Origin of the sequence: Thermoactinomyces sp. DSM 45892 (assembly GCF_900107305.1) — a bacterium.
Taxonomy (GTDB): Bacteria; Bacillota; Bacilli; order Thermoactinomycetales; family Thermoactinomycetaceae; genus Baia.
In genome coordinates, this window is the sequence record NZ_FNPL01000015.1 from 1 (window position 1) to 17,129 (window position 17,129).

General features: G+C 41.2%; 17 protein-coding genes. 9 read left to right on the plus strand and 8 right to left on the minus strand.

The window, feature by feature from the left end:
* Positions 1-118: 118 nt before the first annotated feature.
* On the plus strand, positions 119-598 hold the full coding sequence (locus BLU58_RS12360; RefSeq protein ID WP_093292527.1) for a hypothetical protein: 480 nt from the start codon (positions 119-121) through the stop codon (positions 596-598).
* A 20-nt stretch (positions 599-618) separates the two neighbouring features.
* Positions 619-1,077, plus strand: a complete 459-nt coding sequence (locus BLU58_RS12365; RefSeq protein WP_093292529.1) for a hypothetical protein — start codon at positions 619-621, stop codon at positions 1,075-1,077.
* Positions 1,078-1,299: 222 nt separating this feature from the next.
* On the opposite strand, the gene BLU58_RS12370 is transcribed toward BLU58_RS12365, so the two are convergent.
* A complete protein-coding gene (locus tag BLU58_RS12370; protein ID WP_369813775.1) occupies positions 1,300-1,599 on the minus strand; it encodes a hotdog domain-containing protein in 300 nt (99 codons plus the stop codon).
* Between the two features lie 714 nt (positions 1,600-2,313).
* On the opposite strand from BLU58_RS12370, the gene BLU58_RS12375 reads away from it, so the two are divergent.
* The 4 genes from BLU58_RS12375 to BLU58_RS12390 all read left to right on the plus strand — a co-directional run bounded on the left by BLU58_RS12375 (position 2,314) and on the right by BLU58_RS12390 (position 8,322).
* The gene (locus BLU58_RS12375) at positions 2,314-2,538 is read left to right on the plus strand and encodes a hypothetical protein (RefSeq protein ID WP_072335368.1); all 225 of its coding nucleotides are present in this window, start codon (positions 2,314-2,316) and stop codon (positions 2,536-2,538) included.
* 60 nt (positions 2,539-2,598) lie between these two features.
* On the plus strand, positions 2,599-2,808 hold the full coding sequence (locus BLU58_RS12380; RefSeq protein WP_093292531.1) for a hypothetical protein: 210 nt from the start codon (positions 2,599-2,601) through the stop codon (positions 2,806-2,808).
* A 106-nt stretch (positions 2,809-2,914) separates the two neighbouring features.
* A complete protein-coding gene (locus tag BLU58_RS12385; protein ID WP_176786659.1) occupies positions 2,915-6,091 on the plus strand; it encodes a type 2 lanthipeptide synthetase LanM family protein in 3,177 nt (1,058 codons plus the stop codon).
* 101 nt (positions 6,092-6,192) lie between these two features.
* Entirely contained in the window at positions 6,193-8,322 is a 2,130-nt protein-coding gene (locus BLU58_RS12390) for a peptidase domain-containing ABC transporter (protein WP_093292535.1), read from the plus strand.
* 47 nt (positions 8,323-8,369) lie between these two features.
* On the opposite strand, the gene BLU58_RS12395 is transcribed toward BLU58_RS12390, so the two are convergent.
* A complete protein-coding gene (locus BLU58_RS12395; RefSeq protein WP_072335405.1) occupies positions 8,370-9,089 on the minus strand; it encodes a YebC/PmpR family DNA-binding transcriptional regulator in 720 nt (239 codons plus the stop codon).
* 201 nt (positions 9,090-9,290) lie between these two features.
* Between BLU58_RS12395 and BLU58_RS12400 the strand changes: the two genes are divergently transcribed.
* Positions 9,291-10,061 (plus strand): YidC/Oxa1 family membrane protein insertase, encoded by a 771-nt coding sequence (locus BLU58_RS12400; RefSeq protein WP_218122198.1) that lies wholly within the window; start codon positions 9,291-9,293, stop codon positions 10,059-10,061.
* 62 nt (positions 10,062-10,123) lie between these two features.
* Here BLU58_RS12400 and sdhB read toward each other — a convergent pair whose 3' ends face one another.
* The 3 genes from sdhB to BLU58_RS12415 are packed head-to-tail and all read right to left on the minus strand — an operon-like array spanning position 10,124 to position 13,304.
* A complete protein-coding gene (sdhB, locus tag BLU58_RS12405; protein WP_093292537.1) occupies positions 10,124-10,876 on the minus strand; it encodes a succinate dehydrogenase iron-sulfur subunit in 753 nt (250 codons plus the stop codon).
* Positions 10,873-12,636: a succinate dehydrogenase flavoprotein subunit gene (gene sdhA, locus BLU58_RS12410; protein ID WP_093292539.1), complete on the minus strand. Its 1,764-nt coding sequence runs from the start codon at positions 12,634-12,636 to the stop codon at positions 10,873-10,875. Before sdhA ends, sdhB begins: the two co-directional genes overlap by 4 nt.
* 17 nt (positions 12,637-12,653) lie before the next feature.
* Positions 12,654-13,304, minus strand: coding sequence for a succinate dehydrogenase cytochrome b558 subunit (locus tag BLU58_RS12415; RefSeq protein WP_255404704.1), 651 nt, complete (start codon positions 13,302-13,304; stop codon positions 12,654-12,656).
* A 198-nt stretch (positions 13,305-13,502) separates the two neighbouring features.
* Here BLU58_RS12415 and BLU58_RS12420 point away from each other — a divergent pair, with 198 nt between their 5' ends.
* Positions 13,503-13,676, plus strand: coding sequence for a twin-arginine translocase TatA/TatE family subunit (locus BLU58_RS12420; protein ID WP_072335417.1), 174 nt, complete (start codon positions 13,503-13,505; stop codon positions 13,674-13,676).
* A 31-nt stretch (positions 13,677-13,707) separates the two neighbouring features.
* Here BLU58_RS12420 and BLU58_RS12425 read toward each other — a convergent pair whose 3' ends face one another.
* The 3 genes from BLU58_RS12425 to BLU58_RS12435 are packed head-to-tail and all read right to left on the minus strand — an operon-like array spanning position 13,708 to position 16,262.
* Positions 13,708-13,980 carry a hypothetical protein gene (locus BLU58_RS12425; protein ID WP_093292541.1) on the minus strand — a complete coding sequence of 91 codons (273 nt, stop codon included), beginning with the start codon at positions 13,978-13,980 and terminating at the stop codon, positions 13,708-13,710.
* A gap of 44 nt (positions 13,981-14,024) precedes the next feature.
* Positions 14,025-15,521 (minus strand): phytoene desaturase family protein, encoded by a 1,497-nt coding sequence (locus BLU58_RS12430; RefSeq protein ID WP_093292543.1) that lies wholly within the window; start codon positions 15,519-15,521, stop codon positions 14,025-14,027.
* 24 nt (positions 15,522-15,545) lie between these two features.
* Positions 15,546-16,262, minus strand: a complete 717-nt coding sequence (locus tag BLU58_RS12435) for a lysophospholipid acyltransferase family protein (RefSeq protein ID WP_093292545.1) — start codon at positions 16,260-16,262, stop codon at positions 15,546-15,548.
* 304 nt (positions 16,263-16,566) lie between these two features.
* On the opposite strand from BLU58_RS12435, the gene BLU58_RS12440 reads away from it, so the two are divergent.
* A complete protein-coding gene (locus BLU58_RS12440; protein WP_093292547.1) occupies positions 16,567-17,127 on the plus strand; it encodes a DUF4309 domain-containing protein in 561 nt (186 codons plus the stop codon).
* Positions 17,128-17,129: the final 2 nt, after the last annotated feature.

The following is a 17,129-nucleotide window of genomic DNA, read 5'->3' on the forward strand; positions in this document are numbered from 1 at the left end:
CCGCTTAGTTGTATAAAAAAGCAACTGAATGCGGCCTAGCCGTAGTCTGTCTATTGGAACTGGATATTTCTGTTAGCAGATTTGCTCATCTCGAGCACTTAAAAAGGAGTTGGCTATCTTGAAAAGAAATTTGGTAAAGATGAAAAAATATATTTTAACGTTGACAGTTTCTGTTTCTGTTTTAGTTACTGGTCTAGGTACAAGCTTGCAAGCTTTTGCATCAGAAACCAATACCCCTATTGTCCAGAATGTAAAAACAAATCCAGAGGTACTCCAGGACGGAGTAACACAAAATGGTATAAGAGGTTACCTTGTCAAGTTGGCGGCGGAAGCTGTAGCGTTTGCTATTCGACATGGTGGGAGTGTAGTTGGAGAGTTGGTTAAGTTCTTAGACGGTCCAGCAGCGAAGGCTTTCAAAAAGCATAGCGGTACAATTGCTGACAAAATTGATGATTTAGCCAATATCCCTGACGTGACTGCGGAAATTATTAAGACAAGGTTGTACCAATTCTTAAAAGGTCCAATGAATATGAATGCCGGCACAGCAATGCAAATCGCAGATGCTATAAAGTGGGCTATCAATTTCTTTTTATTCTAATCTAGTAAGAGGTGAAGTAGTTGAACGAATCTGAACGTCGACTAAAAGAACTGGAAGATGCCAAAGAAAAGTACGTCCTAGAGCCTGAAAGTGAATTAGAGCTTTTAAAAGAAGAAGTGGCCCAATTACGAGAAATGGTTGAATTCTTATCCTTCTCGAAAGTAACAAATGAGAAGTACGCTTTTTGGGATTGGTGTGTCCAACATAACATTTTTGGAGATACGCGAACACGTTTGGGAATAGTCAAATCCGTTCTAACGAACAGACTTACAGGTCAAGAGACTTTAAAGAAAAACATTCCCGGAGTGTCTATGGATGTTCTATACAGTCCCTCCCCTCCTTCCTATCAAGAAGCAAAGAAATTGCTCATGGAAGCAATTGACACACAAAATGAAGAAACGATTGAAGAGCTTTTTCGAGCTTTGCATAATCAAGGTATATTCCAAGATCTGACCGCCTTGTACCCGCATAAGCTTTAAGCGATTGTCAGGCTTGAATACGAGGGATGATGAGTTCTCTAAATATGTAGAAAAAACCCTTCCAAGCAGCACCAAATAGCCAGCTAAAAATAAACCAGCAATCTTTTCTCGCGTGAGAAGGTTGCTGGTTTACTTTTAGCTATAAACAAACCCAAGTACTTCACCCTTCAATACTTCTTTGCCATGTTGATTCATACACACATACGTAGTAGAAACTTGATATCATTGCTCCTGCTTCTCAATTCGGTGCATCGTTACCTCACATCGAATCGTGTCCCCTGTAAAAACAGGTCTGACAAATTTCATCGTAAAATCGCGCGCCACCACATTAAAATCTCCACCGATTTTAGTCGGTAGAGTCGCTGTCAGGAAACCATGAACGACTACCCTACCATACTCATCAGGCACCATATGATGGTCTCCCTCATCCCCTGAGATAGCACTAAATTGTTGAACATCTTCTAACGTAAATGTCCGCTCATAACAAAAAACGGATCCAGCCTCTATATCCTCAATGATCAATATTCTCCCTCCTACATGCTTCACCAAAACAAGAAAGCTAGGAAGCACCCCCCTAGCTATAAAATGGTCACTTGTTATGCAGTTGTCTGTTCATCATTAGCACTCTGTTGGTGGATCTGCAAACAAATACATCGCGAATTCCCCTTTCATCGTTCTTCCAGTACCAAAGTTCGACATATATAGACAATATTCCTTCTATTATAGATAGAAAATATTTATTAAACGATTATTTTGTATAATCGAAGTCTGGTGGCTCTGCTATACGATACATATTTTCTTCCTCCTTAACACCTTATTATCCTCATCAAGCACTACTATTCGACATTAACTGACAATGTTCCTTCAATGTGTATAAAAATATTTACTAATCAACTAAATCACATCCGATACTGGATATAAAAATGATCTGATTGGTCTTTACATACGGATTATATATTTTTTTATTAATTGATATTTCTACCATATTATCATGCGTTTTTTTATTCAAAGATGATTCAAATAAATAGAGAAAACCCTTTGTTTATCACGTCTTTCGCTAATCAATCAACAAGTGTATCCATTTATTATTTTCTATGATGAACAAATAAAATAATTGCAGGAACATATAAATTATAAAATTTTTATTGCATTTCTTAAATAAATACTATTATACTGTAGTTGCAATCAACCCTCCTTTAGGTCGGTTGCATAAATTTAAATTAAGGGGATGTTATAATGTCACGCCAAGATGCAAAGAAAACGATTCAAATGTATGACCCAGCAGGTCAAAAGAATGTTGAAATTTCGAGAGTGGAATTAGAGCGTGTTAGCGGTGGAAATGGTGCAAACGAAGAAATCACCACACTTATCACAACAATGGTTTGTAAAGCTATTGAAGTTACAGTAAATGATGGCTGTGGGATGAAAAGCTCTCTAGCAACCCCATGCAAAAGATGCTAATAAGCTCTATCGGCAAAACCAAAAGTGATATCAATATCAAATTCATGAGGAGGAATTATGATGTCTCGTAATTATTTCAAAGAAGAAATTAAATATTTTGCAGTAGGACAGAGAGATGTGGAAGTTTCACGAGAGGAATTAGAACGTGTTAGTGGCGGAAATGGCTCAACTGATGATTTTACAAGTTTAGTATGCGATTGGGCTCGGGCTACAATCTATGAACATTGTGGAATGAAAAGTTCTCTTGCAACTCCATGCAAAAGATGCTAGTAAGCTCCATTAGATAAAATCAAAAACGCTACCAAAACGATAGCATATTGAAAATTCAATATGCTATCGTACTTCTACTAAACTCACACATCTGCGAGGAAATATGATGAATACTAACTTTCGGACACAATTATATAGGTCTCTTATATTAAAAGAACGAATCGATCATCTACCCAATCTCGGACAAAGAAAGGTGGATTCGATTGATGCAGAAAAAGTGATTCATGATTGGAAGAATGTATCTTTCTTAGACGAAAAGACATTGGAAAAGAGATTAGCCGCTACAAATCTGGATATGCAAAGATTTGAGAGTGTGTTGCACGAAATGAGTAATGATCATTGGGTAAATGAAATGGAAACCTTGGATCATTCGAAATTCCCGTGGATGGATTGGTTGGATGAGGCGCTTCAATTAAATCGAATGACACCTATTCCAGAGGATATTGAAATAGGGCTTCAATTCACAGTTCGCCCGTTTGTACTATGGGCAAAGAAGAGATTAACTGATTATTTCGGGCAAATTTCAGAAGTCGATCCATACATACAAGTTCATACGGTTTTAGATTCGATCTTAGGTAATTTGGTAGATGGGCTAAACATAATAGCGGGAAGAACCTTCGTTCTAGAACTACACATTGAGAGAGAGATGGAGCAGTTAGAAGGAGATACTCCAGAAGCACGCTTTCATTCATTCATACAGAAAAAAATAATGAATCCCGATCATCTTGAATTTATATACAGTGAGTACCCAACCCTTGCTCGTCTTCTCATGATCCGAACCAATTATTTTATGGAAGCGATCATAGAGGCGATTACAAGATATCTCAACGACCGAAAACAAATTCTACAAGAATTTAACATACAAGATAAACCTCTCACCGCGATTTCAGCAGGAATGGGAGATTCACATCAAAGGTGTAGAACGGTAATGCACTTTCAGTTTGAATCGGAGCAGGTGATTTATAAACCAAAAGATCTCACCGTATCGAATCATTTCCATCAGGTACTTGATTGGTTAAATGAACGTGGTTTCACCCCTCCTTTATCGAGTTATAAAGTTCTAAATAAGAACCACTATGCGTGGGAAGAAGTTGTCACTCAAAAAGGGTGCTCCTCTACAGAAGAAGTTCAACGCTTTTATACTCGATTCGGCGGTTTATTAGCAGTTGTCTATTCGCTATACGGCATCGACTTCCATTATGAAAATATGATTGCAAATGGAGAGAATCCGATCTTAATAGATTTGGAGACCCTCTTTCATAACTCTCCCTCTCCAAACGTAGCAGAGGAAATGCTTGCACAAGTAAAAGCAAATGATAGATTAGCAAATTCAGTGCTGAAGACTGCCCTACTTCCTCTATTCCATTTTAGTGATAAGGATGGAAAAGGGATTGATGTTAGTGGCTTAGGAGGAAGAGAACAAGAATACCCCACTCCCATTTTGCAGGTAGAAGAATACGGAACAGATCAGATGCGCTATGTTCGAAAAAATGCCGTTTTACGATTAAGTGGGAATTTGCCACGCTTACATGATCAGTTAATCGATATCAAGCCTTATGTTGAATATATAGTGAGTGGTTTTAAACAAGCCTGTCAACTCATACAGGTACATCAAGTCGAACTACTTAGTGATAAGGGACCGATTGCCTCCTTTAAGCAGGATACGGTTCGAATCGTGTTACGTAATACACAGTTTTATGCCGACTTCTTATTAGAAACCCAACACCCTGATTATCTCGAAGATTCCTTAGAACGTGAAAAGTTATTAGATCGACTCTGGTTTACTCAAGTGCATGATAAAGCCATCCCTTACGAGATTGAAGATTTATTAGAAGGAGATATTCCTCTATTTACAGCGATGGTTGATGATACAGATCTTTATAGCAGTACAGGTAAGATCATCCCTAACTTCTTCAAAGAATCTAGCTATCAGAGGGTGGTAAGACGAATAAAGAGCTTAACCCCTGATGAGATAGAAAGGCAAGCAAGTTACATTACCGCGTCCATTCTTGGTGGGATTGAATCTAAAACTCACCTGCAAATCAAACAATATGATTTTACTCCTGATCCTATAAAGCATACGAATTTACCCGTCCAATCCTTTGTCGAAGAAGCGGAGAAAATCGGATCCTATTTTTCAAAAAAAGCAATTCATGGAGATAAAAATGATGTAACGTGGATAGGTCTAGCACCAACTGCCAACAATTTGTGGACGATCGCCCCTATGGATTTTGGTTTGTACAATGGGGTTTGTGGAATGGCGTTGTTCTACAGCTACTTAGATCAAATATGTAAAAACAGGGAGTTTGGAAACCTAGCCAAGGCAGCATTACAGACTGCATGTAACGCGGGTCCACTCATACAAGATACAAATGCATTTGTTGGACAATCATCGATTCTTTATACTCTATCTCACATGACTGCTCTCTATGGAGAAAAAGAAGAATGGATGTCTTCTATGAAAGAGTTGCTTCCAAACGTAGAGCAGAAGATAGAGAAAGATCAACATTTTGATCTCATCTACGGTGGCGCGGGGATTATTCATGTGCTATTAAATATGGCTGAGCAGTTTAATTGGGAACACCCTTTGCTCATCGCCCAAAAGATTGGTCATCACTTAATCAAACATGCTATTCAAACTGATAATGGGGTTGCATGGCATACTGGCAAAGATAAGGCTTTACTTGGTGGCTTCTCTCATGGAACTAGTGGAATTGCTTGGTCACTTCTTCGACTTGCCAATGTTTCGGGTCATGATAAATATCGCGAATGGGGTTTAAAAGCCCTTCATTATGATCGTTCCTTATATGATGAGTCGACGAAAAATTGGCGGGATATTCGCCATGAAAAAGGATCATCTTCGCCAGTACAATGGTGCCACGGTGCTCCGGGGGTTGGTTTAGGTCGTGTTCTCTGCCTCCCTTATCTGCCAGCAGATCCATATATACTCGACGAAATTGCTACATCTGTAGAAACAACGAGTCAAGAGGGAATCGGCTTTTCTCACTCTCTCTGCCACGGTGACTTAGGGAATGCTGATCTCCTACTGATGGCCGGAATATCACTCAAGCGAGAAGACTGGATCAAATCGGCCCAATCGATCGGACACAATGTCATTCAAACACAGAAAGAACTTGGGAAGTATCTCACAGGTGTCTCCCATTTCTTAGAAACACCTAGTCTATTTCTAGGGCTATCCGGGATCGGATACCAATTACTGAGATTAGCATATCCGGATCAAGTTCCGTCTGTAGTATCTCTGCAATCTCCATTTATTAAGTAAAAAGCTAAAGTAGAGTAGGCATCTGGATACCGTGTATGCCTACTCTACTTGTTAAATCTAGTAGCAGACCCTTTAACATTTAGGGGAAGGAGGAACCCATCATGTCAAAGCGGGTGAAGTTTATCGAACAGATGGAGCATAGTGAATGTGGTTTGGCTTCGATGGCTATGCTCTTAAACTACTACGGTCATGAGATTACATTAACGGAAATGAGAGAGCGCTATGGCGTCTCAAAAAGAGGGAGTTCCCTTGCCGACTTGTTAGATATAGGAAATGACTTTCATCTAAAGTGTAGTGTCTATAAAGGTAGCATAAAGGACCTGTCATACTCGTTACCAGTCATTCTGCATTGGAAAGGGCAACACTATGTAGTATTAGAACGTCTAGGAAAGAGAAACGCCACCATCATCGATCCCGATAATGGACGTCATAAGGTCCCACTATCGGAAGTAGAACAGCATTATTCTGGCTATATTTTTGTAGCAGAACCGAGTGAAGGATTTGAAATAAGGCATCAGAAGTCAAAATGGAGCTTTTTTCTCCGTTTTATACAAGATCAATCGAAGTTAATAACAAGCCTCATTGTTTTTTCGTTCTTACTACAGGGATTAGGCTTTTTAATCCCTCAATTAACACAATGGATCACAGATCAAGTCATTATCCCCAGTAACAAGGAATACCTCACCATACTGGGAATCGGGGTTCTAGGCTTATTCTTATTTCATCAGATCTTCTCCTATTTGCGGAGTTTCTTCATCGTGAAATTGCAAACAAACATGGACTATGCGCTAATGTCCACTTTTATTAGCCGATTGTTTCACCTTCCGTTTCCGTTTTTTGAAAGTCGAAAAAGTGGCGAACTCGTTTTCCGAGCAAATTCGAATGTACACATAAGACAAATCTTATCAATTAAAGTGATTTCTATTGTAATTGACAGCATTTTAGTTATTTCGTATGCTTGTCTACTCCTTTATCAAGAGTGGCGTCTAGGACTTATTATTATATTATTAAGCTCACTTTTATTTGTCGTTCTCAGCTTGAGTACACGGCTGACGCGAAAGTTAACAGACCAACAAATTTCCGCTAATACCAAAACACAAGCTTACCTAACAGAAAATATTTTTGGCATCTGCGATGTAAAGGTGTTAGGTGCGGAAGAAAAAGTATTTCATGTGTGGCAGGGTTTATTTAGGAATCAGTTAGAAACAAATAAAAAATATGGTCTGTTGTCAGCTGTATTTGACACCATTAGTGGCGGGATTCAGTTTATCACACCCTTGTTTATCCTTTGGGTAGGAGCTGGATTTGTACTCGATGGTAATCTCACACTCGGGCAACTTCTAGGAATCAGTGCTTTATCAACTGCCTTTATGATTCCATTTACCTCTCTTGGTTCAACCTATTCACAGTTTCTTGTACTTGGCTCCTATATTCGCCGTCTACGAGATGTGATGGAAAGTACACCAGAAGGAACTGGCGGGAGAGATGACTTCCAATTACTCGGGGGAATTGAACTAAAAAATGTATCCTTTCGGTATAGTTACTTCGGTGAAAATGTGCTGTCCTCGATCAATCTTACGATTCGTCCAGGTGAAAAAATCGCAATTGTGGGTGAATCAGGCTCAGGTAAAAGTACATTAGCAAAAGTTTTATTAGGGTTGTACAAGCCGCAAGAAGGTAATATCCTTTTTGATGGTACACCTCTACAAGAAATAAACTTACAAACCTTACGCCGACAAATAGGGGTTATTTTACAAGAAACCCGTTTGTTCCATGGAACCATTCAAGAGAATATCTCACTTCTGGATGATCAAGTGCCGATGGAGCAGATTATCCATGCAACGAAAAGAGCAGATATCTATACAGATATTATAGAGCAGATGATGGGCTTTCAGACCATGGTCTCAGAGGGGGGCGGTAATTTTTCGGGTGGACAAAGACAACGTTTACTACTCGCGCGCTCTCTAGTTCATCAGCCTAGAATGCTCGTTCTCGATGAAGCTACGTCCGCCCTCGATACCATACGTGAATCAAATATCCAGCACAGCTTATCGAAACTCAAATGTACCCAAGTCATTATTGCTCACCGCCTAAGCACTGTACGAAATTGTGATCGCATCGTTGTTATGCACAAGGGACAAATCACCGAAATGGGGACGCATGAGGAACTGCTAAAGAATAAAGGGGGTTATTATCAACTTTGTAGAAATCAGGAAAATATTCAATCTTAACTAACATAAAAAAGCAGACCTTACGTTAAAAGGGTCTGCTTCTACTACTATTCACCTGCATCCACGTTGTGGTACACTTGTTGGACATCTTCTAAATCTTCTAGTGCCTCGATCAGCTTATCGAATTTGACTTGCGCTTCTTCTGATAAAGTGATCTCATTTTGTGCCAGCATGGTTAGTTCCGCAACAGTAAAGTCGGTAATACCTACATTTTTACATGCTTCTTGTACTAGATGAAATTGATCCGGCTCCGCATACACAATCACAGATCCTTCTTCCTCTAAGATATCACGGACTTCTATATCTGCTTCCATTAATAGCTCTAGCACTTCGTCTGCTGTCTTTCCTTCTATGCCAAAGACTGCTGTAGCATCAAATAGATAGGATACAGAACCATTTACACCTAAATTCCCGTCAGCCTTGTTAAATTTTGCTCGAACATCAGCGGCTGTCCGGTTTACATTATTCGTAAGGGTATCTACGATCACCATAGACCCATTTGGCCCGAAGCCTTCATATCGAAGCTCTACGTAGTTTTCTTCGGCTCCACCTTTTGCCTTTTCAAGTGCGCGGTCTATGATTGCCTTGGGCACATTATACGTCTTTGCTCTCTCGAGCACGACTTTTAACGCACGATTCGCTTGTGGATCAGGTTCACCCTGCCGAGCAGCTACATATATCTCACGACCAAATTTGGCATATACACGACTGGTATTCGCATCTTTGGATGCTTTTTTTTCTTTGATGTTATTCCATTTACGACCCATTTTGTACATCTCTCCTACATTGAATCTAGTAACTTCCCTATTATACAACATTTTTCATAGCTTTGATTAAATGACTGCCTATACGGGGATACAAGTTAAGGGGGGTTAGATGAATAATTAGTTATCTTTTCTTTGCTTCGTATAGTAAAATAGCACCATACAAATCTAGATTCGTTCTGCCATTTGAAGGAGGCAATACACTTGAGCAAGAAAACACGCAGTCTATTCGCAATCGGAATGATGATACTCGTATTAACAGGTTGTAGTACCAATACAAAACTAGATCCAGAAAATAGCTGGTGGGATCGCTATTTTGTTGTTCCGCTTTCTGATTTACTCGATCTATTACATAACCTACTGGGATCGTACGGTCTTGCCATCTTAGCCCTTACCTTAATCATCCGCTTTGCGATCCTGCCTATCGCATGGAAACAGCAAAAGAGCATGATGGGCATGCAAAAGATACAGCCCGAACTAACACAGTTACGCGACAAACATAAAAATGATCCACAGAAAATGCAACAAGAGATGATGCGTCTTTATCGCGAAAATAATGTAAATCCAGCAATGGGTTGTCTTCCTTTGCTTTTACAAATGCCTGTCTTTTTCGCATTGTACCAATCTATTGCTAAAAACCCTCACCTCTCTGGTGCAGATTTCTTATATTTGAAGCTAGGGGCGCCAGATCCATACCATATTCTTCCGATCCTTGCCGCAGTTGCTACATTTCTACAAATGCATATCTCTACCCAACAAGCTAGCGCTTCGGCTGTAGATAACCCACAAGCACAGATGATGCAAACACAAATGAAATTGATGAAGTGGATCTTCCCAGTCTTTACGCTAATCGCGACTATGAACTTCGCATCCGCGTTAGGCCTGTACTGGTTCTTCTCCAGTAGCTTCTCGGTTGTACAAACCATCTGGTTTAATAACTATAAAAAGAAATTAGAACTGGCAGAACAGAAGTAAGCAGGGAAAGGAAAAAGACACGATCCGCGGATCGTGTCTTTTTGATTGCCATTCGTTTTTGATTAAAAGTCCAACCACTTTTTAAACATATGCTTCGTTGCAGCACGGTTCATGGTTGCAATCGCTTTGGTAAGTGGAATTCCTTTCGGACAAGCACGCACACAGTTTTGCGAGTTACCGCATTCTTGCAGTCCTCCATCGGAGATCAGGGCTTCCATCCGCTCCTGTGCACGCATTGCACCCGTTGGGTGGGAGTTCATCAAGGCAACTTGTCCCACAGCAAAAGGTCCAACAAACGATGACTTACCACTTACGTTTGGACATGCTTCCATACATACTCCACATGTCATACACTTCGATAGCTCATAACGCCATTGTTGCTCTTCTTCGGATTGACGAGGGCCAGGACCTAGATCATGGCTACCATCGATCGGGATCCAAGCTTTTACTTTTTTCAAAGCATCAAACATGCGACCACGGTCAATAATCAGGTCACGTAATACAGGGAATGTATTCATCGGTTCGATGCGAATCGGTTGCTCTAGGTTATCAATCAATGCCGTACAAGACTGACGTGGACGGCCATTAATAATCATCGAACAAGCTCCGCATACTTCTTCCAAACAGTTCGATTCCCAGTTAATCGGGGTTGTTTTCTTGCCCTCTGCATTAACCGGGTTCCGCTGGATTTCCATAAAGGCAGAGATGACGTTCATATTCTTACGATACGGAACCACAAACTCTTCCTTGTAAGGGTTCTCGTTTGGTCCATCTTGACGGGTTACAACTAAGCGAATCGTCTTTTGCTCACTCATTTGCTTCCGCCCCCTTCTTTTGCCACGTCATAACGGCGTGGGCGAGGCTTAATTAGAGAGGTATCAACGTCTTCGTACTCTAGCACAGGGCCATTTGAAGACCATTTCGCCTTCGTGGTCTTGAGGAAGTTTTCATCGTCACGATCTGGGAACTCAGGCTTATAGTGGGCTCCACGACTTTCATTCCGGTTCAAGGCACCCAAGGTGATCACACGTGCGAGCTCAAGCATGTTCCATAACTGACGAGTAAACGGTGCTGCTTGGTTGTTATTTCGAAGCGTATCGACCATGTTTAGATTTTGATAACGCTGCATAAGCTCTTGGATTTTCTCATCCGTTTTTTGTAGCTTATCGTTGTAGCGAACAACGGTCACGTTATCTGTCATCCACTCACCCAGCTCTTTATGAATCTGGTATGGGTTTTCCGTGCCTTCCATTTTAAACATCGCATCGTACTTGTCCGCTTGCTCTTTCTGAGCCGCTTCAAATACGGTAGAGCTGATGTCATCAGAAGACTTTTTCAAGCCGCGTACATATTCAAGCGCCTTTGGACCCGTCACCAAACCACCGTAGATCGCAGATAGTAAGGAGTTTGCACCCAATCGGTTCGCACCGTGATACTGGTACTCACACTCACCTGCCGCAAATAGACCTGGGATGTTGGTCATTTGGTTATAGTCAACCCATAAACCACCCATCGAATAGTGAACAGCTGGGAAGATCTTCATTGGAACCTTACGTGGATCTTCACCCATGAACTTCTCATAAATCTCGATAATTCCGCCGAGTTTCACATCTAATTCATGAGGATCTTTATGAGATAGATCTAGGAATACAACATTTTCTCCGTTTACTCCAAGCTTATCATCTACACAAACTTTGAAGATCGCACGGGTCGCGATATCCCGCGGAACGAGATTCCCATATGCTGGATACATTTCTTCTAAGAAATACCAAGGTTTTCCGTCTTTATCGTAGGTCCAAACACGGCCACCTTCACCACGAGCAGACTCTGACATCAGGCGAAGCTTATCATCCCCTGGAATCGCGGTCGGGTGAACCTGAATAAACTCACCGTTTGCATAGTACGCACCTTGTTGATACAAAGCAGAAGCAGCGGTACCTGTATTAATAACAGAGTTTGTCGATTTTCCAAAGATAATCCCTGGGCCACCTGTTGCCATAATAACCGCATCAGCAGCGAAAGATCGAATCTCCCCTGTGCGTAGGTCTTGTGCAGTAATCCCGCGACATACACCTTCGTCATCGATGATCGCTGATAGAAACTCCCAATGCTCGAATTTCTCAACACGGCCTTCTGCTTCATAACGACGAACCTGCTCATCTAATGCGTATAGGAGCTGTTGACCCGTCGTTGCCCCCGCAAATGCAGTGCGATGATGCTTGGTACCACCAAAACGACGGAAATCCAAAAGACCTTCTGGCGTACGGTTAAACGGAACACCCATACGATCCATCATGTAAATAATTCCAGGCGCTGCATCACACATTGCTTTAACTGGTGGCTGATTCGCTAAGAAGTCCCCACCATAAATACTATCATCAAAGTGCTCCCAAGGAGAATCTCCTTCTCCTTTGGTATTCACAGCACCGTTGATCCCACCCTGTGCACACACAGAATGAGAGCGCTTAACAGGAACAATAGAAAAGATTTGAACCCTGGCTCCCGTTTCGGATGCTTTCATGGCAGCTGCGAGACCTGCAAGTCCGCCACCGACAATGATAATTTTTTCATTCATTTTGGACTAGCTCCCTTCTACTTCAGTGCCAAATGTTGGAGGAAATCAGCTTTCGAAAAAGCCACCAAAGCAGAGATTCCTAAATATGAAACCACTACAAATAAAAAAGTACAGATTGCAAATGAAACTCTTTGTGCACGTTGTCCAACAGTGACTCCCCAAGTAATAAGGAATGTCCACATACCATTACAAAAATGGAAAACAGCCGACACTACAGCAATGATATACAGAACAAACGTAACATCATTTGCGATCAATTGAGCAAAATCACGAGTTAGCTCAACTGCTGTAGAATCATTTAACGCTACTTGAAGACGCGTTTCCCATACATGCCAAGTCACGAACACTAATGTGATTACACCTGTAATCCGTTGTAGGACAAACATCCAGTTACGGAATGTCCCGAAGCGCTCCAGATTGTTTTTCGCCTGGAAAGCGATATACAATCCATAAACACCATGATATAGAAGTGGCAAGAAGATAAAGAAAACTTCTAGCACGGGTAGAAACGGAATACCCCATAACCATTCAACTTGCTTGATAAATTCTTGTGGACCTTTTGTCGCAAGATAATTTGTGTACAAATGCTCAAGCAAAAAAAATCCGACCGGTATTACGCCAAGCAAGGAATGTAACCGACGGTTAAAAAAACTGCGCTGACTACTCACTTTTGCGCCTCCCATCCATAATGGTTCGCAGTGAAATTTATTTTATTGTAAAGCCATTGACTCAACGCTATTAATTTTACTCCCAAGTTGCTAGAGCGTCAAGAAACGACTCGATTCGCCAACCCCACAACCTTTCTTTTACATCTCTTTCATTCTAGACTATAATGTCGTTGGGTACACATGACAGGAGTTGAAGGAATGATGATAAAGCCATTAGGTGTATTAATCTTAATCGCCGTCGCACTTCTCCTCTGGGGTCCAAAAAAATTGCCTGAGCTAGGTAAGGCCGCAGGAGAAACGATTAAAAATTTTCGTCGCTCCCTAAATGGAAACGACAAAGATGATAATGAATCAAATAAGACCCATTCATAGAGATAGAGAAAAAAGCGATCGTTCTACCTGATTAGGCAGAACGATCGCTTTTTTGTTTTCGATTCATCCATTTCGTGGTAAGCCAAATGGTAAGGAAACTGATACCAGTTGGAATCCCTCCGAAGAATAGGAAAACGCTCCATTTTGCCGAATCCATGTATAGAGGCATAGGGATAAGGAAGGAAATCAAAAGGCTTAGATATCTCCATTTAAAAAGGAAACGAGTACATACAAAACTAATCAGCACTGCTATAAATAGAAGAGTCAACCAGAATCCGACAATCACATAAGCCAAACTTTCCATTTATCACAACCTCCTCTTAAAGGAATAGTCTGATTAAGGAATGCTTATACATTCACTTTCATTTTATGCTCTGCATCTTGTTGTACCCTCTTTGCTATTGTCATGCCACTCAGCGCAGCCATCGGAGCCCCGCCGGTTGGATGTGTTGAACCCCCTGTGTAATACAATCCTTGAAAACGACTCTCTTTCATCGAAGGACGCAGAAAGGCTTTACGGCCATGTAATACAGGTCCATACAAGGAACCCTGCCACGCACCTGACATCGCCTCGATCTCCTTTGGACCATACAACTGCTGAACTTCAATCGAATCTTCTAGTCCCTCCAGTCCCCATGTCCCTTCCAGCTGATAGATTAGCTCGTCCCGATATTGATAATACCGCTCAAACCAGTTTTCATCTCGTTGATTCCCTACATTGGCAGGAACATGAACCATGACAGATAGGTTACTTCCTGTTCCCTGCTTGGCCCGCTCTGGCTCCGTATAGCTAGAATTGCAGATAGAGATCATGGGAGAATAGGACCATTTCTTTTGTTCAAAAATATCAATATACTCACGTCCAGAATCAACTGGAAAAAAGCGATTATGATGATGGAGATGAGGCCATTTTCGATCCGTACCTAGTAACATCAAAAAGCTAGATACTGTAGGTTCAGTACGCTCTGTTTTCCGATACTTCTCTGGATAGAGAGATTCCTGCATCGTTCGTACATCTACATTTGAGATGACAAAGTCGGCAGATACATCATCTCCGTTTTCCAACCGAACCCCCCGAACTTGTCCATTTTCGATTCGCACTTCCTCGACTCCGGACTGCATACATACAGTTACCCCTACATCTTCTGCTAAACGAGCAAACGCCTCAATCAATCGATAGTTTCCACCCTCTACATAATGGACTCCTTGAACCATCTCCAAATAAGCAGTAAATGCCATCGTTGCCGGAGTTTGATAGGGAGATGAACCCATTTGAGTAGCATGGCGGTTCATCATCGCTAGAAGGCGTGAATCCTCAAAGTAGCGTCTATGAAAGGAATCCATCGTTTGAAAGGCATGAACGCTAAATAAAGCCTTCGTCATACTCGGATGGAGAAAATCCTTCCACTCCATAGAAGAATTCTCTAATAGAATCTCCTCTACTACTTCATACATCCTCTTCGTTTCATGTAGATACGCAACCAGACTTTGTCTATCTTCTGGGCATAATTCCCCCATCTGATGCGCCATATACTCTGGATCTGCCGTGAGATCGATATACTTACTATCTAGAAAAAAGTTACGACTATTAATCATAAGCGGCTGGAAACGGAGCTCTGGATCGAGTATACAATGCGCTTCGCGATATACTTGCTCAAAAACCCACGGCATCGTAATCGTAGAGGGGCCAAAGTCAAACTGATACTCTCCCATGCAAACATCCCGTAACTTTCCACCTAACTGCTCATTCCGTTCGAGGAGCGTGATTTCAAATCCTTGTGCAGAGAGAATACTAGCCGATACAAGCCCTGCAATTCCTCCACCAATCACCACACCCTTTTTCATAACATCATACTTCCCTTCTTCATTTCACCGTAAAATGGTCTTCTCAAATAATGTAAAAACACTCCATGTTTTCATCCATGGATTAAAATGGGTAGTCTGACCCGAAATGACTTCCTTACAGAGATAATCCAATCGAGTTTGTAGTGCTTCTTGGGCGATTCGTGTAGCGATTTTCCTTTTCCGACACTCCTCGTCCAGCACTAAGGCATCTGTAATACGAATATATACAGAGGGTTTTCGATTTCCATCGTAGGTATAATAAAACAGAACCGGAACTACTTGTAGATCATACATCCGTTCCACCATCGATCCAAGTCCACTCATTAGTCGGATCGGTCGAATGTCTTGATGTTGCATCTCTCCTTGAGGAAACAACCATAATGCCCGATTCGCCGCCTCTGATAAGAGCTGTACCGAATATCGGAGCGATCGTTGAATCTCGACTGTCGAATCTGGATTCACGGAAAAGCCACCCAACTTATGAAAAAAACGAAACTCCTTTTTTATCCCTTTTGGGGCCATCATCGCATACATATCTTTCTTTAAAATGTCCTCATTTAACTGCAGTACCAACAAGGGATCCCACCAGTTACTATGATTCGCAATAAAAAGAGTAGGTCGTCCTTCCGCCATTCTTCCACGATCATCCAGATAGATTTGCTCGAAAGATCGGCGTAACAACCAGCGATTATACATGTGATAAACCTTAGTCAAACTTCTGCTCTTATCTGCTAAAGTCAAGTCCGCGCCTCCACTCTAAGAAGATCATACCCTTGTAGCAGACTTACGATTGTCACTATTACTACCCCTAGTTTATACCGAAATGTCCTATCTATAAATAAAATTCCTAATCTTTCAAAATAATATATATTTCCTAAAGGATACGTTTTCATCTACAGATTTCTTTATCTAATTATGCCATACACCATTATAAAGTTGTCTGCCATAAATGAACTTAATTCGAATCTAAATCTCAAAAACCCACCCACTTTATTTGTATATTTGGTAAACTTATATCATCTATTCCTTCAAAGGAGCGAATACCATGAACCCACACTCCTCACCAACGCTCAAGATATTGGGTGTTGTTAGTACCTTTCTCCTTTTAACAGCATGTACTCCCACAAAGACGGAAAACTCATCCTCTCCCATAAAAAACGAAACAACACAACCATCTTCATCTGACCCCATCACCGCTCCATTGATCGATAAGCTGGTTATAAATGCCAATCAAGGTAGAATTCTGGAACCGTTTCAAGCTAAACTAGGAGCTAGTAAACAAGAAATCGAATCTGCACTAGGAAAACCGCCAGCAGATTCCTCCGAAAAATACTACAGCTATGATCTAAAAACCCATCATGTCAGCTTCACATTCCAACAAGATAAAGTCTCTTCGATCATGTATCATTGGAACCAAGAGTCTTCTTCGATACCCTATCAAGATGTTATCAAGAAACTAGGGGAAACTAGCCACATCATAAAAGATAAGGGTACAATCCAGCTAACCTACACCATCAAATCTTCCACAGTCACCTTTGTTTTTCCTATGCATCAAAACCAAAATGAACAAAAACTGACTCAGTACTCGATTCATATCACTCCTTAGTG